26 protein-coding genes and 2 tRNA genes are annotated in these 26,367 nt (G+C 72.9%); 10 read left to right on the top strand and 18 right to left on the bottom strand.

All coding sequences use genetic code 11. The annotated features are described in order from the left end of the window. Window positions 1-64 precede the first annotated feature (64 nt). From def to ACNJ93_RS21450, 8 genes are all read right to left on the bottom strand, one after another. A complete protein-coding gene (def, locus tag ACNJ93_RS21485; RefSeq protein WP_418959049.1) occupies window positions 65-694 on the bottom strand; it encodes a peptide deformylase in 630 nt (209 codons plus the stop codon). A gap of 68 nt (window positions 695-762) precedes the next feature. Continuing rightward, the gene (locus ACNJ93_RS21480; RefSeq protein WP_418959048.1) at window positions 763-1,743 is read right to left on the bottom strand and encodes a tetratricopeptide repeat protein; all 981 of its coding nucleotides are present in this window, start codon (window positions 1,741-1,743) and stop codon (window positions 763-765) included. 79 nt (window positions 1,744-1,822) lie between these two features. Further along, complete coding sequence (locus ACNJ93_RS21475; protein ID WP_418959047.1) at window positions 1,823-3,055, bottom strand: HD-GYP domain-containing protein; 1,233 nt, start codon at window positions 3,053-3,055, stop codon at window positions 1,823-1,825. A gap of 140 nt (window positions 3,056-3,195) precedes the next feature. Then, the gene (locus tag ACNJ93_RS21470; RefSeq protein WP_418959046.1) at window positions 3,196-4,680 is read right to left on the bottom strand and encodes an HD-GYP domain-containing protein; all 1,485 of its coding nucleotides are present in this window, start codon (window positions 4,678-4,680) and stop codon (window positions 3,196-3,198) included. Window positions 4,681-4,811: 131 nt separating this feature from the next. After that, window positions 4,812-5,114 (bottom strand): mycothiol system anti-sigma-R factor, encoded by a 303-nt coding sequence (rsrA, locus tag ACNJ93_RS21465; protein ID WP_418959045.1) that lies wholly within the window; start codon window positions 5,112-5,114, stop codon window positions 4,812-4,814. Beyond that, on the bottom strand, window positions 5,111-5,767 hold the full coding sequence (locus ACNJ93_RS21460) for a sigma-70 family RNA polymerase sigma factor (protein WP_418961480.1): 657 nt from the start codon (window positions 5,765-5,767) through the stop codon (window positions 5,111-5,113). The genes rsrA and ACNJ93_RS21460 overlap by 4 nt, the downstream gene beginning before the upstream one ends. Window positions 5,768-5,972: 205 nt before the next feature. Continuing rightward, window positions 5,973-6,641 (bottom strand): alpha/beta family hydrolase, encoded by a 669-nt coding sequence (locus ACNJ93_RS21455; protein WP_418959044.1) that lies wholly within the window; start codon window positions 6,639-6,641, stop codon window positions 5,973-5,975. 20 nt (window positions 6,642-6,661) lie between these two features. Then, entirely contained in the window at window positions 6,662-7,477 is an 816-nt protein-coding gene (locus ACNJ93_RS21450) for an SOS response-associated peptidase (RefSeq protein WP_418959043.1), read from the bottom strand. A gap of 103 nt (window positions 7,478-7,580) precedes the next feature. Here ACNJ93_RS21450 and ACNJ93_RS21445 point away from each other — a divergent pair, with 103 nt between their 5' ends. The 4 genes from ACNJ93_RS21445 to ACNJ93_RS21430 all read left to right on the top strand — a co-directional run bounded on the left by ACNJ93_RS21445 (window position 7,581) and on the right by ACNJ93_RS21430 (window position 11,103). Continuing rightward, complete coding sequence (locus tag ACNJ93_RS21445; protein ID WP_418959042.1) at window positions 7,581-8,294, top strand: M50 family metallopeptidase; 714 nt, start codon at window positions 7,581-7,583, stop codon at window positions 8,292-8,294. Between the two features lie 28 nt (window positions 8,295-8,322). Then, window positions 8,323-9,663: a 3-phosphoshikimate 1-carboxyvinyltransferase gene (gene aroA, locus ACNJ93_RS21440; RefSeq protein ID WP_418959041.1), complete on the top strand. Its 1,341-nt coding sequence runs from the start codon at window positions 8,323-8,325 to the stop codon at window positions 9,661-9,663. Between the two features lie 4 nt (window positions 9,664-9,667). Beyond that, window positions 9,668-10,678, top strand: a complete 1,011-nt coding sequence (gene rsgA, locus ACNJ93_RS21435; protein WP_418959040.1) for a ribosome small subunit-dependent GTPase A — start codon at window positions 9,668-9,670, stop codon at window positions 10,676-10,678. Window positions 10,679-10,779: 101 nt separating this feature from the next. Next, window positions 10,780-11,103, top strand: coding sequence for a DMT family transporter (locus tag ACNJ93_RS21430; RefSeq protein ID WP_418959039.1), 324 nt, complete (start codon window positions 10,780-10,782; stop codon window positions 11,101-11,103). Here the strand turns inward: ACNJ93_RS21430 and ACNJ93_RS21425 are convergent. Then, on the bottom strand, window positions 11,069-11,779 hold the full coding sequence (locus ACNJ93_RS21425) for a TetR/AcrR family transcriptional regulator (RefSeq protein WP_418959038.1): 711 nt from the start codon (window positions 11,777-11,779) through the stop codon (window positions 11,069-11,071). The two genes, ACNJ93_RS21430 and ACNJ93_RS21425, sit on opposite strands and share 35 nt — an antisense overlap. 106 nt (window positions 11,780-11,885) lie before the next feature. Between ACNJ93_RS21425 and hisN the strand changes: the two genes are divergently transcribed. From hisN to ACNJ93_RS21410, 3 genes are all read left to right on the top strand, one after another. After that, on the top strand, window positions 11,886-12,686 hold the full coding sequence (gene hisN / locus ACNJ93_RS21420; RefSeq protein WP_418959037.1) for a histidinol-phosphatase: 801 nt from the start codon (window positions 11,886-11,888) through the stop codon (window positions 12,684-12,686). 178 nt (window positions 12,687-12,864) lie between these two features. Next, window positions 12,865-13,269, top strand: a complete 405-nt coding sequence (locus ACNJ93_RS21415) for a cyclic nucleotide-binding/CBS domain-containing protein (RefSeq protein WP_418959036.1) — start codon at window positions 12,865-12,867, stop codon at window positions 13,267-13,269. A 15-nt stretch (window positions 13,270-13,284) separates the two neighbouring features. Continuing rightward, window positions 13,285-13,701, top strand: coding sequence for a Fur family transcriptional regulator (locus tag ACNJ93_RS21410; protein WP_418959035.1), 417 nt, complete (start codon window positions 13,285-13,287; stop codon window positions 13,699-13,701). A gap of 103 nt (window positions 13,702-13,804) precedes the next feature. Here ACNJ93_RS21410 and ACNJ93_RS21405 read toward each other — a convergent pair. From ACNJ93_RS21405 to ACNJ93_RS21390, 4 genes are all read right to left on the bottom strand, one after another. Beyond that, a tRNA-Met gene (locus ACNJ93_RS21405) sits at window positions 13,805-13,878 on the bottom strand. Between the two features lie 46 nt (window positions 13,879-13,924). After that, the gene (locus tag ACNJ93_RS21400; RefSeq protein WP_418959034.1) at window positions 13,925-15,952 is read right to left on the bottom strand and encodes a tetratricopeptide repeat protein; all 2,028 of its coding nucleotides are present in this window, start codon (window positions 15,950-15,952) and stop codon (window positions 13,925-13,927) included. Window positions 15,953-16,156: 204 nt separating this feature from the next. Beyond that, a tRNA-Met gene (locus ACNJ93_RS21395) sits at window positions 16,157-16,230 on the bottom strand. Between the two features lie 41 nt (window positions 16,231-16,271). Beyond that, window positions 16,272-19,250, bottom strand: coding sequence for a UPF0182 family protein (locus ACNJ93_RS21390; RefSeq protein ID WP_418961479.1), 2,979 nt, complete (start codon window positions 19,248-19,250; stop codon window positions 16,272-16,274). A 161-nt stretch (window positions 19,251-19,411) separates the two neighbouring features. Between ACNJ93_RS21390 and ACNJ93_RS21385 the strand changes: the two genes are divergently transcribed. After that, window positions 19,412-19,969, top strand: coding sequence for a PPA1309 family protein (locus ACNJ93_RS21385; RefSeq protein ID WP_418959033.1), 558 nt, complete (start codon window positions 19,412-19,414; stop codon window positions 19,967-19,969). A 198-nt stretch (window positions 19,970-20,167) separates the two neighbouring features. Here ACNJ93_RS21385 and ACNJ93_RS21380 read toward each other — a convergent pair whose 3' ends face one another. From ACNJ93_RS21380 to ACNJ93_RS21365, 4 genes are all read right to left on the bottom strand, one after another. Then, on the bottom strand, window positions 20,168-21,256 hold the full coding sequence (locus tag ACNJ93_RS21380; protein WP_418959032.1) for a PDZ domain-containing protein: 1,089 nt from the start codon (window positions 21,254-21,256) through the stop codon (window positions 20,168-20,170). An 87-nt stretch (window positions 21,257-21,343) separates the two neighbouring features. Next, window positions 21,344-21,571 (bottom strand): hypothetical protein, encoded by a 228-nt coding sequence (locus ACNJ93_RS21375; protein WP_418959031.1) that lies wholly within the window; start codon window positions 21,569-21,571, stop codon window positions 21,344-21,346. 198 nt (window positions 21,572-21,769) lie between these two features. Further along, entirely contained in the window at window positions 21,770-22,231 is a 462-nt protein-coding gene (locus ACNJ93_RS21370) for a molybdenum cofactor biosynthesis protein MoaE (protein ID WP_418959030.1), read from the bottom strand. Between the two features lie 79 nt (window positions 22,232-22,310). Then, complete coding sequence (locus ACNJ93_RS21365; protein ID WP_418959029.1) at window positions 22,311-23,420, bottom strand: SDR family oxidoreductase; 1,110 nt, start codon at window positions 23,418-23,420, stop codon at window positions 22,311-22,313. 191 nt (window positions 23,421-23,611) lie between these two features. Here ACNJ93_RS21365 and ACNJ93_RS21360 point away from each other — a divergent pair, with 191 nt between their 5' ends. Beyond that, window positions 23,612-25,030 (top strand): zinc-dependent metalloprotease, encoded by a 1,419-nt coding sequence (locus ACNJ93_RS21360; RefSeq protein ID WP_418959028.1) that lies wholly within the window; start codon window positions 23,612-23,614, stop codon window positions 25,028-25,030. Then, window positions 25,027-25,548, top strand: a complete 522-nt coding sequence (locus ACNJ93_RS21355) for an NUDIX hydrolase (protein WP_418959027.1) — start codon at window positions 25,027-25,029, stop codon at window positions 25,546-25,548. The genes ACNJ93_RS21360 and ACNJ93_RS21355 overlap by 4 nt, the downstream gene beginning before the upstream one ends. Window positions 25,549-25,608: 60 nt before the next feature. On the opposite strand, the gene ACNJ93_RS21350 is transcribed toward ACNJ93_RS21355, so the two are convergent. Beyond that, entirely contained in the window at window positions 25,609-26,364 is a 756-nt protein-coding gene (locus tag ACNJ93_RS21350) for an AIM24 family protein (protein ID WP_418959026.1), read from the bottom strand. Between the last annotated feature and the right edge of the window lie 3 nt (window positions 26,365-26,367).

Below are 26,367 nucleotides of genomic sequence, written 5' to 3'. Positions count from 1 at the left end.
GGTGCGGGGCCCTTCGCCGTCGTACGGCCCGGTCGGTCGTCGGGGACGCCGGTCGTCGGGGACGTCAGTCGTTGGGGACCGTCTCGTAGCGCGGGGTGCCCTCGGCCATCTGCCGCAGGGCGTCCTTGCGCTCGCGCTTGGAGAGGCGGTCGATGTACAGGTAGCCGTACAGGTGGTCCGTCTCGTGCTGGAGGCAGCGGGCGAAGTAGCCGGTGCCGCGCACCTTGATCGGGTTGCCCTGGGCGTCCTGGCCGTGCACCTCGGCGTAGTCCGGGCGGGCCAGCGAGGCGTACGCGGTCGGCACCGACAGGCAGCCCTCGTTCGAGTCGTCCAGGATCCGGCGCTCGGCCGGCAGCTCCTGGAGGACCGGGTTGACGACGACACCGGTGTGCCGCACGCCCTCGTCGTCCGGGCAGTCGTAGACGAAGACCTTCAGGTCCACGCCGATCTGGTTGGCGGCCAGGCCGACGCCCTCCGCCGCCTTCTGGCTGGCGAACATGTCGTCGATCAGGGCCGCGAGCTTGTCGTCGAACTCGGTGACGTCCTTGCACTCCCGGTGCAGCACCGGATTGCCGACGACCGTGATCGGGCGCGCCGTGCCCCGCTCGCGGTGCGCGAGCTCGCGCGCCTCGCAGTCCTCCGTGTCGACGACGAAGCCGTCGTTCACCTGCTCGCCCGTCTCCTGCTGCGCCATGTTGCCGCCGCGCCTTCCTGAAAACCCGATTCCGTCGGAGGACAGCCTACGGGGCCCTGCCGGAGCGCTCAGCAGACCTCTTCCAGATCGCGCCATTCCCGGGTGTCCGGGCTGTCCGCGACCCAGCCGTCGAGCAGCCCGCGCACCAGCCCCACCGGCGCGGCGATGCCGCACTCCCGCTCCGGCACCCACAGTTCGCCGGGCGAGCGGTGGCCGAGCGGACCGGGGTGGCCGGGCTCGCTGTGGTCGTGCGGGTCGAGGTGCTCGCCCTCGCCCTCGGCGCTGGGCATCGACGACTCGGAGCAGGCGCGGCACAGCAGCCGCACGGACGAGGACCAGTCCTCCGCGGCGAAGCCGGCGTCGGCGGCGAGCTGTTCGAGCGCGTCGCGGTCGTCCTCGGTGGCGGCCTCCAGGAGCACCACCCAGGTCGGCACGGGCGAGGGCGCCCACAGTTCGATCTCGTCGAAGACCGGGAACGAGGAGCCGGCGGCGGTGGTCCGCTCCCCGTTGGGCACGCCGTCGTGCAGCACGACCTCGCCCCAGCGGCGGCCGGAGGACGGCAGCGGGATCGACAGCACCTCGATCCGGGCCGGGTCGAGCCGGCGACCCCACACCACCTCGGCCTCGCCCTCGGGCGACAGCCGCACGGCGGCGCTGCCCAGCTCCATGCCGGCCGGCTCGCCGGTGCCGGCGGAGGCGCCGGGGACCTTCAGCCCGTACGCCTGCCAGGCGCGGCGGGCCAGCGGCCAGTCCTGCAGGGCGGTGGCGGCGATGCCGACGTTCCACCAGTCGGGGGCGCCGGTCTCCTTGTCGAGCAGGGCGACCGCGCGCAGCCCGGCGGCGCGGGCCTGCTCCCAGTCGTGCCGGAACTTGTGCAGCAGCGCCAGGTTGAACCAGGACTCGGAGAGCCAGGGCTCCAGGTCCGCCGCGCGGGTGAGGAGCGCGCCCGCGTCCTCGTACCGGCCGTCGCCGATCAGCGTGAACGCGCGGTCGGTGGCCTGCCGCCACGAGGCGGAGGGCCGATGCCGTACCTTCCCGAAGATCCTCACGATTCCCGCCTGCCGGTCGCTTCACCCTCTTGTTCGCATCCAACCATGCCCGGTCGGACGCGCGCTCATTACCCATGGGTTACCCAGCCCGACGAGGGCCGACGCCGCCGTTCGCGAGAACGCGGGCGAGGGCTTCGACGACCTCGGGGCAGTGGTCGCGGCCGGTGCCGAGCCGCAGCCGTTCGAGGGCGGCGAGGCCGCCGCCGGGGCCGGTGCCGGCGAGGTCGTCGTAGGCGTTCGCGGTGCGCACGATGCGGGCGGGCAGGGGCTGCTCGCGGTACGGGTCGGCCTGCCGTTCCACGACGACGGCGACCGCCTCGCGGACGCCGGTGCGGCGCACCACCGCCCCGCCGAGCAGGGCGATCCGGCGCTGCTCCTCGGCCGGGAGCACGGCCGTGGCGCCGGACGGCACCGGGTCGACGAGGGAGAGCTGGCCGATGTCGTGCATCAGCGCCGCGTACTCCAGGACGGTCAGTTCGGGTCCGGACAGGCCCAGCTCGCGGCCGACGGCGGTGCTGAGCGCGGCGACCCGGTGGGCGTGCCCCGGTGGGGTGTACCCGGCGATCTCGGTGGCGCGGGCGAGGGAGGCGATGGTCTGTCCGCCGGTGACGCGCACCGCCGTGAAGCGGCGGTGGGAGACCTGGGTGAGCAGGAGTGGCAGGCAGACCACGGGCAGCGCCCACAGGCCCGCGGCGCCGACGCCCAGCGCCATGACGGCCCCGGTCGCCCCGACGGCGGAGCCGACGCCGAGCAGTCCGCGCAGCTCCTCGCGGAGCAGCGGTCCGTACGGCGGGCGGGTCGCGGCGCGGGCGCGCAGCAGCAGGGCCGCGAGCACGGCGTCGCAGAGGGCGGTGAGCACGAGGAGGGCCAGGAGGAGCGGGGCGTGGGCGGCGCCGTGCCCGGAATGGAGGGGCTGGAAGCAGAGGGCGGCGAAGCCGACGGTGAGGGTGCGCCGGGCCAGGTGGTCGAGGTCGGGGCCGCGGCCGCGGGCCAGGTGCGGGACGGCGCCGGCGAGCCCGGCGGCCACGACGACGGCGACGGTCTGGGCGACGCCGTGGGTGGTGGGCCAGCCGCCGCTCGCGCCGAGCAGCGCGTACGCGAGGGCGCCGGCGGCGGCGAGCGGCGCGGGTTCGCGGTCGCGGAGGGCGGCGGCACCGGGCAGGCCCGCGGGGCGGGGGACGGAGCGCCAGCCGGCGAGGGCGCCGAAGGCGATGAGCAGCCCGAAGGCGAGCGCGGTGCCGGGCTCGGCGACGCCCCCGCGCAGGGTGCCGCCGACGGCGGCGACGACGAGCCCGAGCGCGGCCCCGTGCACGACGAGCAGCGTGAGCCGGGGGCCCCGGACGGGTCGCCGCCCGGCTCGCGCAGCTCGCGCGGTGCGGCGGCGAGGGCCGCGAGGCGTCGGGATCCGGCCGTGGGCGGAGCCGACGCGGGACGACCCGGCCCGGAAGCCGGTCACCGCCGACCGCGCCGCGAGACGGGCGCGGCCCCGGGACCGGCCCCGGGGACGGGTTCGCCGTACGGGCGGGGCCCGGTGCTGGGTTCGAACGGGTGGGGCCCGTGCAGTGGGGCGCCGGGGTCCGCCATCGCACCCGGGGCGTGCGGGCGGGGGCCCGGTAGGAGGGGGACGGTTGACGCCGGTGGGGTGGGTTCGTCGGAGGTGACGGCAGTTTGCCAGCCGTGTCGGTCGAGGGCGCGGGCCAGGGCGCGGACCATGCGGGGGTCGAACTGGGTGCCCGCGCACCGGCGGAGTTCGGCGAGCGCGGTCCCGACGGGACGCGCCCTGCTGTACGACCGGGTGGACGTCATCGCGTCGAAGGCGTCGGCCACGGCGACCACGCGGGCGAACTCGGGGATCTCGTGGCCGCTGAGCCCGTACGGGTACCCGCTGCCGTCCATGCGCTCGTGGTGGTGCAGGATCGCGGCGCGCGCCTCGCCGAGGAAGCCGATGCCGCGCACGATCTCGTGCCCGTACTCGGGGTGGAGCTCGACGACCCGGCGTTCCTCCGGGGTGAGCGGCCCGTCCTTGCGCAGGACGCGGGTCGGCACGCCCAGCTTGCCGACGTCGTGCAGGATCCCGGCGAACCGGATGACCTCCACCCGTTCCTCCGCCATGCCCAGCTCACGGGCGATCAGCACGGAGGCCCGGCCCACCCGTTCGCTGTGTCCGCGGGTGTACGTGTCCTTGAGGTCGACGGCCTGCACGAGGGCCCGGACGGTGGCCTGGTGGGCGGCCCGCTCGCGGTGGTACTGGGCGAAGACCCAGCACGACAGGTACATCGGCAGCAGCACGAACAGCGCGGCGACCGGCCCGTACGGGCTGCGCCAGAGGACCGCCGTCGTCAGCCCGGCGAGGCCGTGCACGGTGTGCGGGGCGAGGGCGGGGACGAGCAGCCCGCGCCACGCGGTGCGCACCGGCCGGCGCTCCGCGGCGACGCGCACGGCGCCGTCGAGGGCGGTGAGCACGAGGCTGAAGACGACGGCCGCGGCGAGCGCGACCAGCAGGATGCGTGGGAACCGCGCGGGGACCAGGGCCGCGGGCCCGCCGAGGAGTTCGGCGGTACGGGAGGCGGCCCACGCGGCGACGGCGAGCTGCGCCGCGCGCCAGACGCGGCGCGGTCCGGCGGGCCGCTCCTCGACCCGCGCGGCGAGCGCGCCGGGCAGGGCGGTGAGCGCGGCGGCGGCCGGCGGCAGCAGGAGGGCGGCGGCGAGGAGCACGGGGAAGAACGTCCCCGCGCCCAGCGGCGCGGCCCCGCCGGACGCCCGGCCGAGGAGACGGCACCGCGCGGGCAGCTCGCAGAAGGCGTACAGGGCGGCGAGCAGGGCGACCGTGGTCCAGGGCGTGTGCGCGTCGGGGCGCAGCGCGGGCGCGGCGAGCGCCGCGGCGCACAGGGCGGCGCACGCGACCAGACCGCGTGCCGCTGCCGGGAGTGCCATCACGCCGGTCACGCTAGCGAGTCGGCGGGGGCCGTCCGGGCGACTGCGGCCCGATTAGCACCATCGGGTGATACAGGCAGATATACACATCGGACCGCCGAAGCGGTCCGACGGAACGGTGATCGCGGTGTGCCCTACTGCTCCTGCGGCGTGACCGTGACGTCGTGCTCCGGCACGGCCTGGCCAGCGCGGATCAGGTCGATCCGGCCCATCACCTTCGCCCGCAGATCGGTGGGCACGTCGTCACTGCCGCAGCAGCGCTTGACGAGCTTCTTCACGGCCTGCTCCAGGCCGTACTTCTCCAGGCACGGGGAGCACTCCTCGAAGTGCACCTCGAACTTCGTGCAGTCACTGTCGGGCATCTCGCGGTCGAGGAACTCGTAGAGATGATCCAGGACCTCTGAGCAGTCCGTCTCGTGCGGCTCTCCGCAGCTCATGAGCCCGAGCCTTTCCGATCGTTCGACGACTCTCCGGCGCCCGCGGGTACCAGCCCGCGCTCACGGGCGTAGTCCTCGAGCATGCCGCGCAACTGACGGCGTCCCCGGTGCAGTCGGGACATCACCGTACCGATGGGTGTACCCATGATGTCCGCGATCTCCTTGTACGCAAAGCCCTCGACGTCCGCGAGATACACGGCGATGCGGAACTCCTCGGGAATCGCCTGGAGCGCTTCCTTCACGTCGGAGTCCGGCAGGTGGTCGAGCGCCTGCGACTCGGCGGACCGCAGACCGGTCGACATGTGCGACTCGGCGCGGGCCAGCTGCCAGTCCTCGATCTCCTCGGCCGCGCTGCGCTGCGGCTCGCGCTGCTTCTTGCGGTACGAGTTGATGAAGGTGTTGGTCAGGATCCGGTACAGCCAGGCCTTCAGGTTGGTGCCCTCGCGGAACTGGTGGAAGGAGCCGTACGCCTTGGCATAGGTCTCCTGCACCAGGTCCTCCGCGTCCGCGGGGTTGCGCGTCATGCGCAGCGCGGCGGAGTACATCTGGTCGAGGAATCCGAGGGCGTCCCGCTCGAAGCGCGCGTTGCGCTCCTCGGTCGTCTCCTCGGGGCCGTCGTCGGTCCCTGTGTCGGTCCCAGTGACAGGACCCACCTCCTCCAGCGATGGGGCGGGACCGAAGGCGACCCCGCTCGTTTCGGAGGATAGACGAGGAACCGCTCCGCCCGCCGCCCGAATAGGGGCGCGCTTGGGCGCAGGCAGCACCGTCCAGTCGAGGTCAGCGGCCTGCGAGCGCTGGGGGCAGATGGTGGAACCCATGCGACGGACTTCCTCTCCCTGACTCTCTTACCGACGCCCGTCACAACGCGGCGCGCGTGCCCGGCATTCCCGGCGTGGCGAGCCACTCGGCGACGGCCTCGGTGAGGAGCGTCACGGCCTCCGACTCCGTCAGGTCGGCGCGCTTGGGGACGGCGAAGGAGTGATCGCCGTACGGGATCTCGACGAGCTTGTAGGTCCCCTCGGGGAACTCCTCGGGCTTGCCGAAGGGGTCGTTGCCGCCCTGGACGACCAGGGTGGGCTCGCCCGCGCCGAGGAGCTCGTCGGCGCGGGACTTCTCGGGGCGGCCGGGCGGGTGCAGGGGGAAGCTGAGCGCGAGCACGGCCGCGGCGCCCAGCTCGGCGGCGGTCCGGCAGGCGACGCGCGCCCCGGCACTGCGTCCGCCGGCGACGACGGGGAGGGCGCGGGCGCTCAGCGCCGGCCAGATCTCGCGCCAGCCGGCGTCCAGGGTCTTCGGCGCCGGCGCGACCTTCTTGCCGGCGACCCGCCACGGCATCTCGACCAGCGCCACGGTGTACCCCCGCCGCGGCAGCTCGCGCGCCAGGGCGACGAGGTCCCGCGCGCCGACCCCGCCCCCGGCGCCGTGCGACAGGGCCACGACCGCGCGGGGCCGCTCCGCCTCGTACCAGTGGACCCGCGCCTGCCCGGTCGCGGTGTCCACCGTCTCGATCTCCGTCTCGATCTCCGTCACGCGACCATCCTGCCGCGCCCTTAGAAGAGGGTCGCGACCTCCGGGCCCGCGAGTTCCGTCAGGAGCTCCGGGCCGTTGTTGCGGACGTTGCTGACCGCCGTCGGCACCGGATAGGCGCGCATCAGGCCCTCCGGCGGCGGGACCAGCAGGCCGCGGAGCTCGTCGAGGTCCGTCGTACGCGGGTCCAGCCAGGCGTCCCAGCGGTCCGGCGTCAGCATCAGCGGCATCCGCGGGTGGATGTCCGCGAGCGAGCGCGGCCCCTCGGCCGGCGCCACACCCAGCGGGCCGGTCTCGGCCTCCGTCGTCACGACCGAGCAGGTCACCCACCACGCCGACGGGTGGTCGTCGGGCAGGGTGCGGTCGCGCCAGAACTCGTACAGGCCCGCCATCGCGAAGACCGAGCCGTCCGCCGGGGTCACGAAGTACGGCTGCTTCCGCGGCCGCTTCTTCTTGCCCTCGACCTCCAGGTCCCGCTCCTCGACCCCGGTGACCCACTCGTAGTACCCGTCCGCCGGCAGGATGCAGCGCCGCGCGGCGAACGCCCGCCGGAACGACGGCTTCTCGTGGACCGTCTCCGCGCGCGCGTTGATCATCCGGGCCGCGCCCTCGGGGTTCTTCGCCCAGGACGGCACCAGGCCCCACTTCAGCTTCCGCAGCTGGCGAACCGGACGCTTCGATTCGGCGTCCTTCAGAGGGCGCTCCAGGACCGCATAGACCTCTTTGGTGGGGGCCACGTTCCAGTCGGGCGCCAGCGTCTCCTCCGGCTCCCACTTCTCGATCTCGAAGACTCCGACCAGATCCTCGGGCCGTCGACTCGCTGCATACCGTCCGCACATACGTGCCACACTGCCACTCCCCCCGTCACCCGACCACCACCTCTCCAAGACGTGCTACGCACCGGCACCTGCTTGACGGCCAGATGAGGAGCCGATCCCCGAAATGAGCGAAGTCCTCGACGGCGTCCTCGGCGGCGACGCCCTCGGCACCCAGCCCGCGCCCGCGCTGTGGATCGTCATGGCCACCGCCGTCCTCGCGCTGCTCGCCGTGGCCCCGCGCCCCGCCTGGCGGCTCTCGCGCAACGCGATCACCATCGCGCACGAAGGCGGCCACGGCTTGATCGCGCTGGTCACCGGCCGTCGCCTCGAAGGCATCCGGCTGCACTCCGACACCAGCGGCCTCACCGTCAGCCGGGGGAAGCCCAGCGGCCTCGGCATGATCCTCACCGCGGCCGCCGGCTACACCGCCCCGCCGCTCCTCGGCCTCGGCGGCGCCTGGCTGCTCACCGAGCACCGCATCACCCTCCTGCTGTGGCTGGCCACGGCCCTGCTGCTCGCCATGCTGGTGATGATCCGCAACGCGTACGGGGTGCTCACCGTCGTCCTCACCGGCGCCGCGTTCCTGCTGGTCTCCTGGCTCACCGGCCCGGACGTCCAGTCGGCGTTCGCGTACACAGTGGTGTGGTTCCTGCTCCTCGGCGGCGTGCGTCCCGCTTTCGAGCTGCAGTCCAAGCGCCGCCACGGAGGCGCCCCGGACTCCGACGCGGACCAGCTCTCCCGGCTCACGCACGTGCCGGCCGTCCTGTGGCTCGGGCTCTTCCACACCGTCTCGCTGTGCTCGCTGATCGGCGGAGGCCGCTGGCTGCTGGGGCTGTAGCCGGTGCGTACCGCACTAAAGTGAGGGCATGACCGTTCCTTCCGTCCCCGCCGACCCCCGGACGCCGTCGCAGTCCCCTCTCTGGCCCGCCCCCACCGCAGGCGGGGCCGTCGACGCGACCGTCACCGTGCCCGGATCGAAGTCGGTCACCAACCGCGGCCTCGTCCTGGCCGCCCTCGCCGCCGAGCCCGGCTGGCTGCGCCGCCCGCTCCGCTCCCGCGACACCCTCCTGATGGCCGACGCCCTGCGCGCGCTGGGCGTGCGCATCGAGGAGGGCGTGGGCCCCGACGGCACGGGCGAGGCGTGGCGCGTCATCCCCGCCCCGCTGCGCGGCGACGCGTCCGTCGACGTCGGCAACGCCGGCACCGTGATGCGCTTCCTGCCCCCGGTCGCGGCCCTCGCCGACGGCCCGGTCCGCTTCGACGGCGACCCCCGCTCCCACGAGCGCCCGCTGCACGGCGTCATCGACGCGCTGCGCGCGCTCGGCACCCGGATCGACGACGGCAAGCGCGGCGCGCTGCCGATGACCGTGCACGGCGCGGGCGCGCTGGAGGGCGGCCGGGTCGAGATCGACGCCTCGTCCTCGTCCCAGTTCGTCTCCGCGCTGCTGCTGTCCGCGCCCCGCTTCAACCAGGGCGTCGAGGTCCGGCACGTCGGCGCGAAGCTGCCCTCGATGCCGCACATCCGGATGACCGTCGACATGCTCCGCGTGGTCGGGGCGCAGGTCGACGAGCCGGAGACCGGCGGCGAGCCGAACGTCTGGCGGGTCTCCCCGTCCGCGCTGCTCGGCCGTGACCTCGTCGTCGAGCCCGACCTGTCCAACGCCCAGCCCTTCCTGGCCGCGGCGCTGGTCACCGGCGGCCGGGTGACGGTCCCCGACTGGCCGTCGCGGACCACCCAGCCCGGTGACGCGCTGCGCGAGATCTTCACCGAGATGGGCGGTTCCTGCGAACTGACCGAGCAGGGCCTGACCTTCACCGGCACAGGCCGGATCCACGGCATCGACGTGGACCTGAGCGAGGTCGGCGAGCTGACCCCGGGGATCGCCGCGGTCGCCGCCCTCGCCGACTCGCCGTCCACGCTGCGCGGCGTCGCGCATCTGCGACTGCACGAGACCGACCGGCTGGCGGCGCTCACCAAGGAGATCAACGGGCTCGGCGGCGACGTCACCGAGACCGAGGACGGGCTGCACATCCGCCCGCGCCCGCTGCACGGCGGGGTCTTCCACACGTACGACGACCACCGGATGGCCACGGCCGGCGCGATCATCGGCCTGGCGGTCGAGGGCGTGGAGATCGAGAACGTGGCGACGACCGCGAAGACCTTGCCGGACTTCCCGAGGATGTGGACCGAAATGCTCGAGGGCTGACGACATGCGGCGCTACGGGAAGCACACCGACGAGGACGACATCCGCCAGCGGCCCAACCCCAAGGGCAACCGGCCGCGGACCAGCATCCGTCCCAAGCACGAGGACGCGGCCGAGGGCATGGTCCTCACCGTCGACCGCGGCCGGCTGACCTGCCTGGTCGACGACCGTGTGGTGCTGGCGATGAAGGCCCGTGAGCTGGGCCGCAAGGCCGCGGTCGTCGGCGACCGCGTGGAGCTCGTCGGCGACCTGTCCGGCAAGAAGGACACCCTGGCGCGCATCGTCCGGATCGGCGAGCGCAGTTCCGTGCTGCGCCGGACGGCCGACGACGACGATCCGTACGAGCGGGTGGTCGTCGCCAACGCCGACCAGCTCGCGATCGTCACCGCGCTGGCCGACCCCGAGCCGCGCCCGCGGCTCATCGACCGCTGTCTGGTCGCCGCCTTCGACGGCGGCCTGGAGCCGCTGCTCGTGCTCACCAAGTCGGACCTCGCCCCGCCGGACGAACTGCTGGGCCTGTACGGCGACCTGGGCGTGCCCTACGTGGTCACCTCGCGCGACGAGCTGTACGACGGCGGGGCCGCGGACCGGGTCCGCGAGTACCTGGACGGCCGGGTCACGGCCTTCGTGGGCCACTCCGGCGTCGGCAAGACGACGCTGGTCAACGCGCTGGTGCCGGAGGAGCGGCGGCGCACCACCGGCCATGTCAACGCGGTCACCGGGCGCGGCCGGCACACGACGACGTCGGCGCTGGCGCTGCCGCTGGACTCGGTGGACGGCTGGGTGATCGACACGCCCGGCGTGCGGTCCTTCGGGCTCAACCACATCGATCCCTCGCGGGTGATCCACGCGTTCCCCGATCTGGAGCCGGGTACGGCGAACTGCCCGCGGGCGTGCAGCCACGACGAGCAGGACTGCGCGCTGGACGAGTGGGTGGCCGAGGGGCACTCCGATCCGGCCCGGCTGTACTCGCTGCGGCGGCTGCTCGCCACGCGGGAGCGCCGCGAGGGCGACTGACCTGACCGATTCGCGCCCGTTTGCGCCTGGTGTCGCTCGGTAAGTGCATAATCGCACCGAGTGGGCGGAAGCAGTCACCGAAGGCGTGGGAGGCACTGACGATGGCGTGGCTGCTGGTGGTGCTCGCCGGATTTCTCGAGACCGGCTTCGCGGTCTGCCTGAAACTGTCGCACGGCTTCACGCGGCTCTGGCCGACCATCGCCTTCGCGGTCTTCGCCCTCGGCAGCTTCGGTCTCCTCACCCTCGCGCTGCGGAAGCTGGACGTGGGCCCCGCGTACGCGGTGTGGACCGGCATCGGCGCGGCGGGCACGGCGATCTACGGCATGATCTTCCTCGGCGACCTGGTCTCCACGCTGAAGATCATCTCGATCTCCCTGGTGATCATCGGGGTCATCGGTCTCCAGCTGTCCGGCTCCGCGCACTGAGCGCGCTCCGGACGGTCTGACCGACGCCCTGGGGCCCGGGCGCGACGATGTACGACAGGGCGAGCCGGACCGCGAGCTCGCAGGACGGCGCGGTCCGCGCGTCCGTGCGGGCGAGGGTCGCGGCGACCAGCTCGGCCGGGGCGGGCGCCCCCGCGTCGGCCCGCCTCTGGGCCGGGACGGCGGAGGCGAGCGACGCCGAGCGGGCCGGCCGGGGCGCGGGGAGCCGTTCGGTCCAGCCGCCGGTGAGCAGGGCGCGCAGCAGGGGCCGGTCGCGGGCCTCGGCGACGATCCACTCGGCGACGAGCGCGAGCCGCTCGGGCCCGAGGGGCGGCGGGCCGGGGCGGTCGGTTCCGGCCCCGCGCTCCATGCCGGCCCCGCGGTCGATGCGGGCCGGGCGGTCGATTCCGGCCCCGCGGTCGCTGCGGGCCGGGCGGTCCGTACGGAGCTGGGGTGGGTGCCGGTCGTCGAGCAGGCGCTCGACACCGTGCAGGTACGCGTCCGCCTCGCGCCGGACCAGGGCGCGCGCCAGGCCCTCCTTGCTGCCGAACTCGTTGTAGAGGGTCTGCCGGGACACCCCCGCCGCCGCGGCCACGTCGACCATGCGCACCGCGGACCAGGGCAGCCGCCCGAGGGCCGCGAGCGCCGCGTCCAGCAGGGCTTCTCGCGCTGCGGGCATCGTCGCCTCCCGTCCACGCCGTTCCTTCGCACAGAGTTGACGGGCGGCCACGCACTGTCAAGGGCCCCCGCGGAGCACCGCCCGCAGGGAGGATAGAGTTCCGAACATGGCCGATTACCACGACGACCTGCGCCTCGCCCACGTCCTCGCGGACGCCGCCGACGCCGCCACCATGGAGCGCTTCAAGGCCCTCGACCTGAAGGTCGAGACGAAGCCCGACATGACGCCGGTGAGCGAGGCGGACAAGGCCGCCGAGGAGCTGATCCGGGCCCAGCTCCAGCGGGCCCGGCCGCGTGACGCGGTCCTCGGCGAGGAGTACGGCGTCCAGGGCTCCGGGCCCCGGCGCTGGGTGATCGACCCGATCGACGGCACCAAGAACTACGTGCGCGGGGTGCCGGTCTGGGCCACGCTCATCGCACTGATGGAGGCCGGGGACACCGGTTTCCAGCCGGTGGTCGGCGTGGTGTCCGCGCCGGCGCTGGGCCGCCGCTGGTGGGCGGCGAAGGGCCTGGGCGCGTACACCGGACGCAGCCTGTCCTCGGCGACGCGGATCGGCGTCTCGAAGGTGGCGGAGCTGTCGGACGCCTCGTTCGCGTACTCCTCGCTGAGCGGCTGGGAGGAGCAGGGCCGGCTCGACGGCTTCCTGGACCTGACCCGGGCCTGCTGGCGGACGCGCGCGTACGGCGACTTCTGGCCGTACATGATGGTCGCCGAGGGCTCGGTGGACATCTGCGCGGAGCCGGAGCTGTCGCTGTGGGACATGGCGGCGACGACGATCGTCGTGCAGGAGGCGGGCGGCACGTTCACCGGCCTCGACGGCCGGCACGGCCCGCACAGCGGCAACGCCGCCGCCTCGAACGGGCTGCTCCACGGCGAGCTGCTCAGCTACCTGAACCAGACCGGCTGACGCACCGGGGCGCGGACGGGCCCGCCGGAGCGGTGCGCTCCGCGCGCCGGGCCCGGCGGCTGCACGCCCCCTTGTCGACCTCTCCTCGCGCTGCCACTCTGAAAGTCCCCCCATTTGTGAACTTGTGAAACGGTTCTCGTTGAAAAGGGGACCGTTCATCGAGGAGGTGGCTGCCTTCATGCTCGTCCGTGACGCCATGAGTACGGTGATCCTGACCATCGGACCCGCCCACACCCTCCGACAGGCCGCCCGGCTGATGGCGGCGCGCCGCGTCGGCGCGGCCGTCGTCCTGGACGCCGACCACAGCGGCCTGGGCATCCTGACCGAGCGCGACATCCTGAACTCCCTCGGCTCCGACCAGAACCCCGACCACGAGACCGCCGGCTCCCACACCACCACCGACGTCGTCTTCGCCGCACCCGGCTGGACCCTGGAGGAGGCCGCCGAGGCCATGACCCGCGGCGGGTTCCGTCACCTCATCGTGCTCGACGACCACGGCGGCCCGGTGGGCATCGTCTCGGTCCGCGACATCATCCGCTGCTGGGCCCCGGCCCTCCGGCACGAGGGGACGCTGGCCCGCTGAGTTAGGCTGGCCCCCATGAGTGACCTGTTGGAACGACTGCGCGGCCGTGGCTGGCGGATGACCGCGCAGCGACGTGTCGTGGCCGAAGTCCTCGACGGGGACCACGTCCACCTCACCGCCGACGAGGTGCACGCCCGCGCCGTGGAGAGGCTGCCGGAGATCTCCCGGGCGACCGTGTACAACACGCTGGGCGAGATGGTGTCGCTCGGCGAGGTCATGGAGGTCAGCACCGACCACCGCGCCAAGCGGTACGACCCGAACGCGCACCGGCCGCACCAGCACCTGGTCTGCGCGCGCTGCGGGGCGATCCGGGACGTCCACCCGGCGGGCAACCCGCTGAAGGACCTGCCGGACTCCGAGCGCTTCGGTTTCACGATCTCGGACGTCGAGGTCACGTACCGGGGCATCTGCCCGGACTGCGCGAGCGCCTGAGCGAGTGAGCGTCGGGAAGCCCCTGCGGGGGCTTCTTCCGCATCCCGTCGGCGGCATGCACGACGAAGGCCCGGATCCTGAGGATCCGGGCCTTCGTCTTCAGTAGCGGGGACAGGATTTGAACCTGCGACCTCTGGGTTATGAGCCCAGCGAGCTACCGAGCTGCTCCACCCCGCGTCGGTGAACCCAACCTTACGGCACCCCTTCGACCAGCGCAAATCCGTTAAGCGGTGAGCTCCTGGTGCAGCGCCTCGCTGAGCCGCGCGGCCCGCTCCGCCACCTCCGCGGGGCCCAGCTCCACCGCGCGGGCGCACCAGCGGCGGCCCTCGGTGAGCTCACCGCGGCGCGCGGCGAGCAGGGCGAGCCGGAGCGCGGCGCGGCCGTGCCCCGCGTGCGCGGCGCGGGTCCACCAGAGCGCGGCCTCCCGCTCGTTGCCCTCGCGGGCGAGCAGCAGCCCGAGGTTGAACGCCCCGTTCCGGCTGCCCGCCTCGGCGGCCTCGCGGTACCAGTGCGCCGCCTCCGCGACGTCGCCCCGGGCGGCGGCCAGCATGCCGACCCGGACCTGGGCGCGGCGGTGGCCCTGCCGGGCGGCGCGCTCGTACCACTCCTCGCACTCGGTCTTCTCGGCCTGCGGCGCCCCGAGCGCGGTCGGGCCGGGCTCGGGCCGGCGGGCGTCGAGGACGGTGGCGAGCCGGTACGCCGCCTCCGCGCTGCCGCCGCCCGCGGCGCAGCGCAGGTGGCGCTCGGCGCTCCGCTCGTCGCCGTCGCGCAGGCAGGCCATGCCGACCTGGAGCGCGGCCTCGGTGTGCCCGGCGGCCGCGGCACGCTCGTACCAGCCGCGCGCGGCGCGGTCGTCGTCGCGGCCGGCGTGGATGATGCCCAGGTTGAACGCGGCGTCCACGCTGCCGGCCTCGGCGGCCTTGGAGAACCAGGGCTCCGCGCCCTTCGCGTCGCCGGCCTGCAGCAGCAGCACCGCGAGCGCGTTCGCGGCCTCGCGGTGCCCGGCGTACGCGGCGCGCCGGTACCACTGCTCGGCCTGCGGGATGCGGTCCTGGGCGGCGCAGAGCAGCCCGAGGTTGTAGGCCCCGTTCACGTCGCCGGCGTCCATGGCGGCGCGGTACCAGCGCTCGGCGGTCTGCTGCTCGCCGCGGGCGGCGTGCAGCGCGCCGAGCGCGTTGGCGGCGTTGCCGTCGCCCTCCTGGGCGGCGCGCAGCCACCACACCGCGGCGCTCTCCTCGTCGCCCGCGTCGCGCAGCAGGAAGCCGAGCGCGCAGGCGGCCTTGGCCTCGCCGTCCTTGGCGGACGTCAGGTACCAGCGGCCGGCCTCCTTGAGCTCGCCGCGCCGCTCCAGGATCGCGCCGAGGTGCAGCGCGGCCCGCCGGTGGCCGCGGGCGGCGGCCTGGCGGTACCACTGCTCGGCCTCGGCGAGCGTGCCGGCGGGCTCGCCGGACGCCTCCGGGACGGCGGCGCGGTCGCGGGCGGCGCGCAGCCGGGCGCCCGTCTCGTAGACGAGCGCCTCGCGGGCGGAGCGGCCGGTGCCGGTCTCGTACGCGGCGGCGTCGCGGGGGCGTCGGCGGGCCGGGCCCTCCGCCGCGGCGGCGCTCTGCGCGGCGCGCTTCTCCAAGGCGCGGGCGAGCCGGTACGCGGCCTCCCGGTGGCCCTGCTCGGCGGCGACGCGCAGCCAGCGCTCGGCGCCGACGTCGCTGCGGTGCTCCAGCAGGTCGGCGAGGGCGTAGGCGCCGAGGGCGTGGCCCTGCTCGGCGGACTGGCGCAGCCAGTACTCGGCGGCGGGCTCGTCGCCGCGCTCGCGGTGGTGGCGGCCGAGGGCATGGGCGGCCGCGGCGGAGCCGGCGACGGCGGCGATGCGCCACCAGCCTGCGGCCTCGTCGGCGTAGCCGCGCTGGTGCAGCAGGACGCCGAGGTTGTTGGCGGCGGCCCGGTCGCCCTCGGCGGTGGCGCCGCGCAGGTACGGCTCGGCGCCGTCGAGGTCGCCGCGGCGCAGCAGCAGCGCGCCGAGGACGCTCATCGCCGCGGCGTCGCCGTTCTCGGCGGCGCGGCGGTGGCGTGCCTCGGTCTCCGCGCTGTCGGTGTACTCGACGGCCGCCTCGAGCGGGTCGGTGACGGTGTCGTGGTCGGTCTCGTGGTCGGTGTCCGTGTCCGTGTACGCGGTGCCCGAAACGGCACTGGTCGTGTGCCGCTGTACAAACCGCCCTGTCTCCAACAGAGTTGCCCTGTCCCCCATAAATTCCATCGTCGCACCACCCGCAACCCGCGTACACCTGGTATACCGCAGCCAGTGAGGTCACTTCAGCGTTTTGTCGACATGCCCACAGAGAGATAAGTCAAACACGATTCGGGTCAACTCGCCTCACCCGAGGGGGCCTTCGGGCCGAGGTGTCGGAATCGGCATATGACGAGGGCCCGGATCCTGATGGATCCGGGCCCTCGTCTTCAGTAGCGGGGACAGGATTTGAACCTGCGACCTCTGGGTTATGAGCCCAGCGAGCTACCGAGCTGCTCCACCCCGCGTCGTTGTGTCACCACCGTATCACGACGCGGGGCGGAACCGATCAGCCGCTGGGACTGGGGCTCGGCGAACCGCTCGGTGAGCCGCTCGGCGTGGCCGCGGGCTTGTCCGGCTGCTTCTGGTCCGGCTGCTTCTGGTCGGACTTCAGCTTGGCGCTCGCCTCGGCCGCCTGCTGCAGCGCCTTCTGCAGGGCCTCCTGGGCCTTGCCGTAGGCGGTCCAGTCGGGCTTCGCCAGCGCGGCCTGGGCGTCGTTGTACGCCTTCTGCGCGTCGGCGATGGCCTGCTTGAGCGCGGCGTCGCCCGTCGCCGGCGGAGGCGGCGGGGTCGTGCCCGGCGGGGTGGGCGGCGGCGGGGTGGCGCCCTCGACCCCGAACACCGCGTTCAGCGCCTTGGCGAAGCTGTCCTCGAACACCGTGGTGTCCTTGGTGGTGTCCCCCTTGGGCTGGTCCGCGTCCACGTAGGACACCGCGACCTTCTTCAGGAGCGGGTACTGCGCGTTGCGGCCCTGGGCGTACACCGGCTCCACGTACAGGAAGCCGCCGTCCAGCGGCACCGTGAGCAGGTTGCCGTAGAGGATGTCGGAGTCGGCGCCCTTCATGTCCCGCACGAAGGTCGCCACCGACGGAAGGCTGTTGAGCTTGTTCTGCACCTGCTGGGGTCCGGGGACCTCGGAGGTGACTCTCAGCAGCCTTATGCGGCCGTAGTCCTTGCTGCCGGCGTCCGCGTCGACCGCCATGAAGCCGCCCAGGTTCGGCCGGCCGTTGGGGGTGAACGTGGTCGTCAGCGAGAACTTCTGCGCCGTGTCCCCGGGCATCTTCATGCTCAGGTAGTACGGCGGGACCGCGTTGCCGTCCCGGTTGGTCGGGTCGTCCGGCACCTGCCACGCGTCCGAACCGCTGTAGAACTGCGCCGGGTTGGTCACGTGGTAGCGGGTCAGCAGCTCGCGCTGGACCTTGAACATGTCCTGCGGGTAGCGCAGGTGCTCGAGCAGGCTCGGCTTGATCGCCTCGCGCTTCTCGACCGTGCCGGGGAAGGCCTTCATCCAGGTCTTGAGGACGGGGTCCTTCGTGTCCCACTGGTAGAGCTTGACGGTGCCGTCGTACGCGTCGACCGTCGCCTTCACCGAGTTGCGGATGTAGTTGACCTGGTTCTGCTGCGCCACCACCGCGCGCTGCTGGTTGCCCACGGTCAGCGCGTCGGCCGTCGTCTCGCCCAGGGTGGTGCGCGAGGCGTACGGGTAGCCGTTGGTCGTGGTGTACGCGTCGACGATCCACTGGATCCGGCCGTCGACGACCGCCGGGTAGGCGTCGCCGTCGATGGTCAGCCACGGGGCGACCGCCTCGACGCGCTCCTTCGGCGTGCGGTTGTACAGGATCCGCGAGCCCTCGCCGATCGCTCCCGAGTAGAGGATCTGCGGCTCGCTGAACGCCACCGCGTACGCGGCGCGGTTGAAGGTGCTGGAGAGGTTGACCCCGCTGTTGCCCTTGTAGCTGGTGGTCTTCTCGCCGTTCTCCTCGTAGTCCAGCTCCTTCTGCGGGCCGCCCACGATCGAGTACTGATCGGTCTTCTCGCCGTAGTAGATCCGCTGCTGGTACGTGCGGGGGAGCTGGCCCGTGGTCGGCAGGCCGGCCTCGGTGAAGACCGGGGAGCCGTTCGCGTCCGTCGCCGTGCCCGCGGCCATGATCGCGCCGAAGCCGTGGGTGTAGGTGAAGTGGTCGTTGATCCAGTTCCGCTTCGGGATGCCGCGGATGTTCAGCTCACGCAGGCCGACGACGGTGTCCTGGCCCTTGTAGCGGTCCACGTCGAGCGTGGTCGGGAACTGGTAGTACTTCCGCTTCTGCTCCAGCTGCTGGAACGTCGGCGAGACGATGTTCGGGTCGACGAGGCGGTAGGCGGCCGCCGTGTCGGCGTCCGTGCGCAGCTTGCCCTTGTCCTTGACCGTGGACTCGCCCGAGTAGTTCTCGAGGGTGGTCGAGTCGATCGCGTAGGCCTTGCGCGTGGCATCGATGTTCTTCTTGATGTACGGCGCTTCCTTGGCCTGCTCGTTCGGCTGGACCTGGAACTTCTGGACGATCGCCGGGTACAGGCCGCCGATCAGGATCGCCGACAGGACCATCAGGCCGAAGCCGATGACCGGGAGCTGCCAGGTGCGCCGCCACAGGGTGGCGAAGAACAGCACGGCGCAGATCACCGCGATGCAGAACAGGATCGTCTTGGCCGGCAGGTACGCGTTGGCGTCGACGTAGCGCAGACCCGTCCAGTTGCCGGTCGCCTTGAAGTCGCTGGACTTCACGGCGAGGCCGTACCGGTCCAGCCAGTACGCCACAGCCTTCAGTGAGACGAAGATGCCGAGCAGCACCGACAGGTGGCCGGTGGCGGCGGCGGTCGCGCGGGCGCCGGGGCTGGTGATCCGCAGCCCGCCGTACAGGTAGTGCGTCACCGTGGCGGCGATCAGCGAGAGCACCGTGGCGGCGAAGCCGAAGGCCAGCAGGAAGCGGTACCAGGGCAGGTCGAAGGCGTAGAACGCCACGTCCAGGCCGAACTGCGGGTCCTTCTGGCCGAACGGCACGCCGTTCACCCACATGAGCCACGTGCGCCACTGGCCGGAGGCGGACGCGCCGGCGATCAGCCCGACGAGGGCGGTGATCGCGAGCAGCACCCACTTCTTGAACGGGGCGACGCCCATGCGGTACCGGTCGAGGCTCTGCTGCTCCAGCGACATCGCGCTCAGCGGCGGCCGCAGCCGGTGCGCCAGCCAGATGTTGAACCCGACGGCCAGACCCATCAGCAGGCCGAAGACGGCGAACAGGCCGATCTTGGTCCACAGGGTGGTGGTGAAGACGGACGAGTACCGCACCGAGCGGTACCAGAGCCAGTCCGTCCAGAACCCGGCGAACATGACGAAGACCATGGCCAGGACGGCCAGCACGCCCAGCGTCATGAGCAGGGTCCGCGCGCGCCGGGACGGCCGGCCGACTCTGATCCTTGGCCCGGACGGGCCGCCCCCGCCACGGTCCGGCATCTGGAAAGCCAACGTGCGCCCCTTGAGGTTGATGCGTTGTGGTTCTGCGTTGAGGTTGGTGCGTCGAAAAGCAGGCCCCGCGATCGTAGAGCCCACTGATGCAACTTACTGAGGCTTTACCTAGTTCCCGTCTCCGGGGCCGAACGAGGCAGGATGTTCCCATGTCCAACGTTTCCCCCTCCGGTCCCCCGATGGCCGCGAGCCCCCTCACCCGCGCCGTGCTCGAGATCGACGAGTACGCCTCGGGTCTCGGCTGGGACCAGCCGGCCCGTCTGTTCGCCCTCGTCGACACCGCCCGGCTCCGCGCCCAGGAGCCCGGTCTGGCCTCCCAGCTGGGTCTGGCGGACGAGGAGAACGCCGCCCAGTTCACCCCGATCGAGCAGGAGGAGCTGCCGCGCGGCAAGCCGCTCGACGAGTTCCTCGGCACCATCGCCTGGCCGGACGCGGTGGCGGGCTGCGCCCTGACCGTGGAGCGGCTGATGCTGCCGCCGTCGGCGGAGGCGTCCGTGCCGGAGGGCATGAGCGAGGCCGCGCTCGCGAAGTGGGTGGCCCGGCACCCGGACCGGCAGGAGGTCCGGATGACGGTCGCGGTGCTGCGCGACGGGGCGCGCGAGTCGGCGGTGCGACTGCGCGAGAAGGACTCGCCGACCGAGGTGCTGACCGGGGCCGACCTGGTGCCGGGCCTCGCCGAGGCGCTGGCGGCCACCTTCGAGGCCTGAGGGCCGTAGGACGCCTGACGGCCGTACGACGCCGGCCGGGCCGTAGGACGCCGGGCGGGCCGTAGGACGCCGGGCGGGCCGTAGGACGCCGGGCGGGCCGTACGACGCCTGACGGCCGTACGACGCCTGACGGCCGTACGACGCCTGACGGCCGTACGGCACCGGACGGCCGTACGGCCCTGGACGCCTGCGCCGGGGTCAGCCCTTGGCGCAGGCGGGCAGGTCCTCGACGTCGCCCTTGCGGATCTTCTCCAGCGACTTCGTGGCGTCGTCGATGGTGTCGACCTTGATCAGGGTCAGTCCGTCCGGGATGTCGGAGGCGGCGGCCGCGCAGTTGTCGGCCGGGGTCAGGAAGTACTGCGCCCCGGCGTTGCGCGCGCCGACCAGCTTCATCTCGATGCCGCCGATCGGGCCGACCTTCCCCTTGTCGTCGATGGTGCCGGTGCCGGCGACGAACTTGCCGTCGGTGATGCTGCCCGGGGTGAGCTTGTCGACGATGCCGAGCGCGAACATCAGGCCGGCGCTGGGGCCGCCGACGTCCGCCAGCTTGATGTCGATGGTGAACGGGAAGACGTGGTCGGTGCCGGCCTGGATGCCGACGATGGCCCGGTCGTCGTCCTGCGCCTTCGCCGTGGTGATGACGATCTTCCGCGTGGTGGTCGGCTCCTTGCGGGCCTTCTCCGCGGCGGCCGCGTCCTTCGCGGGGACGATCGTGAACTCGACCTTCTCGCCGGGCTTGTGCCGGGTCACCTGCTTCGCGACGTCCCCGGGTTCCCGCACCGGCCGGCCGTCGACCGAGCGGATCACGTCACCGGCGTGCAGCAGGCCCTCGGCCGGGCTGCCCTTGACCACGGTGGCGACGACGACCCGGGAGGTCACCGGGATGCCCAGCTCGCCGAGCGCGGCCACCTTGGCGCTCTCCTGCGACTGGCTGAACTCCTCGGCGTTCTCCTGGCTCGACTCCTCCTCGGTCTTGCCGTCCGGGTAGAGGGTGTCGTGCGGGACGACGACGTTGTCGTGGGCCAGCCAGCCGTAGACGGCCTCGACCAGGTTCATCCGGTAGTCCGCTCCGGTGACGCGGACCGTCGTCATATTGAGGTGGCCGGTCGTGGGGTAGGTCTGGTGGCCGGAGATCTGCAGCACAGGCTCCCCGTCGGCCTCGCCGAGGGTGTTCACCGTCGGACCGGGGCTCATCTCGGAGTACGGCACCGGAAGGACGACACCCACACAGAGCAGCGAGATCAGGACCAGGGTGGAGGCGAGCATCGTCGCGGTGCGGCGTGGCATGGAACGACAGTACGGGAACAGCCTGTGAGTGCACCGCCCGGGCGGTCCGTACGAGGCTGCCGACGCGCCCGGGCGTCGGATTCTTGGCTACTGCGTACGGTGGGCGAGCGAGGCCTGCGCCGCCGGAGCCGTCTCCAGCTGCCCGGTACCGGAACCGGCCGTGGCGTGCTGGCGCTCCATGGCGTCGCGGAACCGCGCGTAGCCGGCGAGCTCGGCGATGTCGCCGATCGTGCGGTTCCGCGAAACCCAGCCGGCCCATATCGCCGCGCCGACTACTGCGAAAAGCGGAATCAGCAACCAGGCAAGCGCTGCCATCCCGACCTCCCATCCCCAATGAGCGACCGCAATCGATGGTTGAGCAGATGATCGTCGAGCAGACTAGCCATCCGCTGCTTCAACGCTGCTGCCAGGGGGGCGGTTACGCAAATCGGGGCGTACGACTACAGGTCGTCGGCGCGTCGCTGGACAAGCGGGATCAGCCGCGCAAAGGCCGCGGCGAACGGCCACGGAGCGTCAGCAGGCCCCCACCCATTCTTCGGTGCCGTCCGAGAATTTCTGGTGCTTCCAGATCGGGACCTCGTGCTTGAGGTCGTCGATCAGCTTGCGGCAGGCCTCGAAGGCCTCCCCGCGGTGCGGGCAGGAGACCGCGACGACGACCGCGAGATCGCCGACGACGAGTTCGCCCACCCGATGGACGGCGGCCAGGGCGCGCACCGGGAAGTCGGCCACGACCTTCTCCGCGACGCGCCGCAGCTCGGCCTCGGCGGTCGGGTGGCAGGAGTACCCCAGCGCGTCCACGTCGGCCCCGCCGTCGTGGTTGCGCACCGTGCCGACGAAGAGCGTCGTGCCGCCGGCCGCGTCGTCCCCCACGGCGCGGAAGACCTCGTCCAGGGAGAGCGGAGTCTCCCGGATCGCGAGCAGCTTGATCGGGTCCGCGGCGGCGGACTCGCCGGGGTGGTCGAGGGTGCGTGCCATGGGGCCCATGGTGCCGTACGGCGCCGACAACCCGGAACTGCCGTTTCGACCGGTGGACCGGACCCTCCGTAGGAGGGTCCTACAGTCCGCGCCGCTTCCGCATCTGCCGCACCAGCGCCGCCGTGCCCAGGAGCGCCACCGTCGCGCCCGCCGCACCGGCCGCCGTGGCGTCCTTGCGGCCCAGCCGGCGGCCCGCCACCGTGTGCCGGCCCTGGACCTCGTCGAGGAGCGCCGAGAGCACCTCCTCGTTGGTCCAGCGGGGCCGCCAGCCCGCGTCGTGCAGCCGGCCGACGCTGACCACCCAGGGGTGCATCGTGTACGCCAGGTCGCCGGCCGGGGACGGCGTGAGCCCGATGCGGTGCAGCCGGGCGGCGGCGCCCAGGGCGACGGCGGACGGCAGCTCCATGCGCCGGATGCCGCTGAGCTCCTCGACCTCCTCCTGCTCCAGCCAGCCGTCGCAGCCGACCGCGAACTCGCCGTCCACCTTCTCCAGGGCCGCGTACTCCAGGGCGCTGACCAGGTCCTCGACGTGGCAGAACTGCCACGTGGGGCGGGAGCCTGCGACGACCAGCAGGCGCGGCGACTCGAAGTAGCGGGTCAGGGCGGTGTCGGTGCCGCCGACCAGGACGGCGGGCCGGACCACGGTGACGTTGAGGCCCGGGTGGGCGCGCGGGGCGCGGCGGCCGAGCCGCTCGATCTCCAGCAGGTCGCCGACGCCCGTGGCCTCGGCGGTGGCGCGCAGCTCGGCGTCCTCGGAGAGCGGGATGTCGTTGTCCGGCAGCGCTCCGTAGACCATGGCGGAGGTGCACAGCACGACACGCCGGACGCCGGCGGCCGCGGCCGCCGTGAGCACCGTCTGCGCGCCGCGCACGTTGTACGCGGTCCGGGCGGCCGCGTCGGTCTCCAGGTCCAGGTCGACGGCGAGGTGCACGACGACGTCGGCGCCGCGCAGCTTCTCGGCGATGGCCGGGTCCCGGACGTCGAGGATGTGCCACTGCGCCTCGGGCACGTCGCCGCGCCGCTCGTCGATGGCGACGACCCGGCCGACCTCCTCGGAGGCGACGAGGCGCCTGGTCAGGAGGTCGCCGACGCCGGTCGCGGCGCCGGTGACCGCGATGACGGGGCCGCGCGGGGCGGATCTGGTCGGTTGGTTTCGCGCTCCGCGAACCTGAGGATCTGGGGAACTCACCGGGCGTCTCCAGCGGTTGTCTTCAGTACGCACGTGAATGACGCGTACGTACCAGGTGGCGTCCATCCTGCCGCAGGCCGCGAGACGGCGAAGCACTGAGGCCTTGTCCGCCCTCGATGTCTAGGCTTGGTGGTGTTGTCGGGCAGTCGCCGCCGGCGGAGCGCCGGTGGCCCTACGAGCCGAGGAAACCCGTGAGTGACACCCCATTCGGATTCGGCCTTCCGCCGGAGGAGCCGGAGAACGGCGACGAGGGCAAGAAGAAGGACCCCGCCGGAGGTGGTCAGGGTCCTGGCAACCCCTTCGGCTTCGGAGGCCTGCCCGGCGGCGGGGACAACCCGTTCGCCGCGATGTTCGGCTCTCTGAACCCCAACGACCTGGGGGCGGCCTTCCAGCAGCTCGGCCAGATGCTGAGCTATGAGGGCGGTCCCGTGAACTGGGACATGGCCAAGCAGATCGCCCGCCAGGTGGTCGCGCAGGGCACCCCGGACGGCGTGAAGGACGCGAGCGTCGGCCCGGCGGAGAAGTCGGCCGTCGAGGAGGCCGTGCGCCTCGCCGACCTGTGGCTGGACCAGGCGACCTCGCTGCCCTCCGGTGCGAGCACCGCCGTGGCGTGGAGCCGGGCCGAGTGGGTCGAGGCGACCCTGCCGGCCTGGAAGCAGCTCGTCGACCCGGTCGCGGAGCGGGTCGGCACGGCGATGGGCGATGTGCTGCCCGAGGAGATGCAGGCCATGGCCGGCCCGCTGATCGGCATGATGCGCTCCATGGGCGGCGCCATGTTCGGCCAGCAGATCGGGCAGGCCGTGGGCGCCCTGGCGGGCGAGGTCGTCGGTTCCACCGACATCGGCCTGCCGCTGGGCCCGGCCGGTAAGGCCGCGCTGCTGCCGCTGAACGTGGCGGCGCTCGGCAAGGACCTGAGCGTGCCGATGGACGAGGTGCGGCTGTACCTGGCGCTGCGCGAGGCGGCCCACCAGCGGCTGTTCGCCCATGTGCCGTGGCTGCGCTCGCACCTGTTCGGCGCGGTCGAGGGCTACGCCCGCGGGATCAAGGTCGACACCTCGAAGCTGGAGGACGCGGTCGGCAACCTGGACCCGTCGAACCCGGAGCAGCTGCAGGAGGCACTGCAGCAGGGCATGTTCCAGCCGGAGGACACGCCGGAGCAGAAGGCCGCCCTGGCCCGTCTGGAGACGGCGCTGGCGCTGGTCGAGGGCTGGGTGGACGCGGTGGTCCACGAGGCCGCGAGGACCAGGCTGACGTCGGCGGACGCGCTGCGCGAGACGCTGCGCCGGCGCCGGGCCTCGGGCGGTCCGGCCGAGCAGACCTTCGCCACGCTCATCGGCCTGGAGCTGCGTCCGCGCCGGCTGCGGGACGCCTCGCGGCTGTGGGCCTCGCTCACGGACGCGCGCGGTGTGGACGGCCGGGACGACCTGTGGAGCCACCCGGACATGCTGCCGACGGCGTCCGATCTGGACGACCCCGACGGCTTCGTGCACCGGGAGCACCTGGACTTCTCGGAGCTGGACAAGATGCTCGGCGAGGCGGCCGACGGCCGTTCCGGGGACACGGGTACCGACGAGGACCGCGGCGAGGGCAAGGACGACCAGGGCAAGTGAGTCTGTACGACGACGCCGTGCTCGTACTGAAGGAGTACGAGGGCCAGCCGGAGCTGCGCGAGGTCTATCTGGACCATCTGGCGGCGCATCCGGACGGCATGTACAAGCCCTGCGCGGCGGGGCACCTCACCGGCAGCGCGCTGGTCATCGACCCGGCCCGGGGCCGGGTGCTGCTGACCCTGCACAAGAAGCTGGGCATGTGGCTGCAGATGGGCGGTCACTGCGAGGCGGGCGACGCGACGATGGCCGGGGTCGCGCTGCGGGAGGCGACGGAGGAGTCCGGGATCTCCGGTCTGACGCTGCTGACGGGCGGGCCGGTGCGTCTGGACCGGCATCCGATCCCGGCGCCCTGCCACTGGCACCTGGACGTGCAGTACGCGGCGCTGGCCCCGGCCGGCGCGGAGGCGGAGATCAGCGACGAGTCGCTGGACCTGCGCTGGTTCGCGTACGACGAGGTGCCGTCGGTGGCGGACACCTCCGTGGTCCGGCTGCTGGAGGCCACGCTCGCGCGGCTGTGAGGCGCGCCCGAGGGCATGCGTAAGGGGCGGTCGCCGTGGCGACCGCCCCTTACGTGTGGCTCAGTTCCAGGCGTTGTTCTGGTTCTGGCCGTGGGCGCCGTGCTGGCCCATGCCGAACTGCGCGGCGACGCCGGAGCCGATCGCGGCGTTCTGCGGCGGCATGACCTCGCTGGGCTGGACGAGGGCGAAGCCCTGTCCGAGGAAGCTCAGCTCCCAGCCCTCGCCGGTGTTGCCCCGGCGGCGCATGACGCTGGTGTTGACCGTCTGCGACTGCATCTGCACCCGCAGCCCGGTGGACCAGGCGACGATCGCGTCCGCGTCGACGTTGACGTACTTGTCGGGCGTGACGAGCATCATCAGCGGCTGACCGGAGGTCATCAGGGCGACCTTGCCGCGGCCGGAGATGTTGAGCTGGTACTTGCCGGAGCCGGAGATGCCGTACTGGCTGTCCACGGCGATGACCTCGGTGTGCAGCGTCGAGTCCAGCGCCAGGACGTAGGCGCTGTCGACGGTGAGGCCCTCCTGGTCGACGTCGACCACGTGCACGTACTGCGCGAGGTTGGCGAAGTACACCGTGCCCTGGCCGGAGCAGCGCATGAGGTCCAGGCCCTCACCGGTGCGGGCGCGGGCCCGGCGCTGGCTGGGGGTCTGGTACTCGCCGTCGAAGTCGATCAGGCCCTGGTACGCGACCATGGCGCCCTTGCGGGCCAGGATGTCGTCCTGGCCGCTGAGGGCGACCCGCAGCAGCTGCGGGTTCTGCATGACGTACCGTTCCTGGCTCTGCTGCTCGCCGTGGTTGAAAAGCGGGCTCTGCATGAT

The sequence above is a fragment of the Streptomyces tritici genome (assembly GCF_048500665.1).
GTDB classification, from domain to species: domain Bacteria; phylum Actinomycetota; class Actinomycetes; order Streptomycetales; family Streptomycetaceae; genus Streptomyces; species Streptomyces tritici.
The sequence above is the reverse complement of the archived record's forward strand: the minus strand, read 5'-3'. Positions and strand labels throughout refer to the sequence as shown.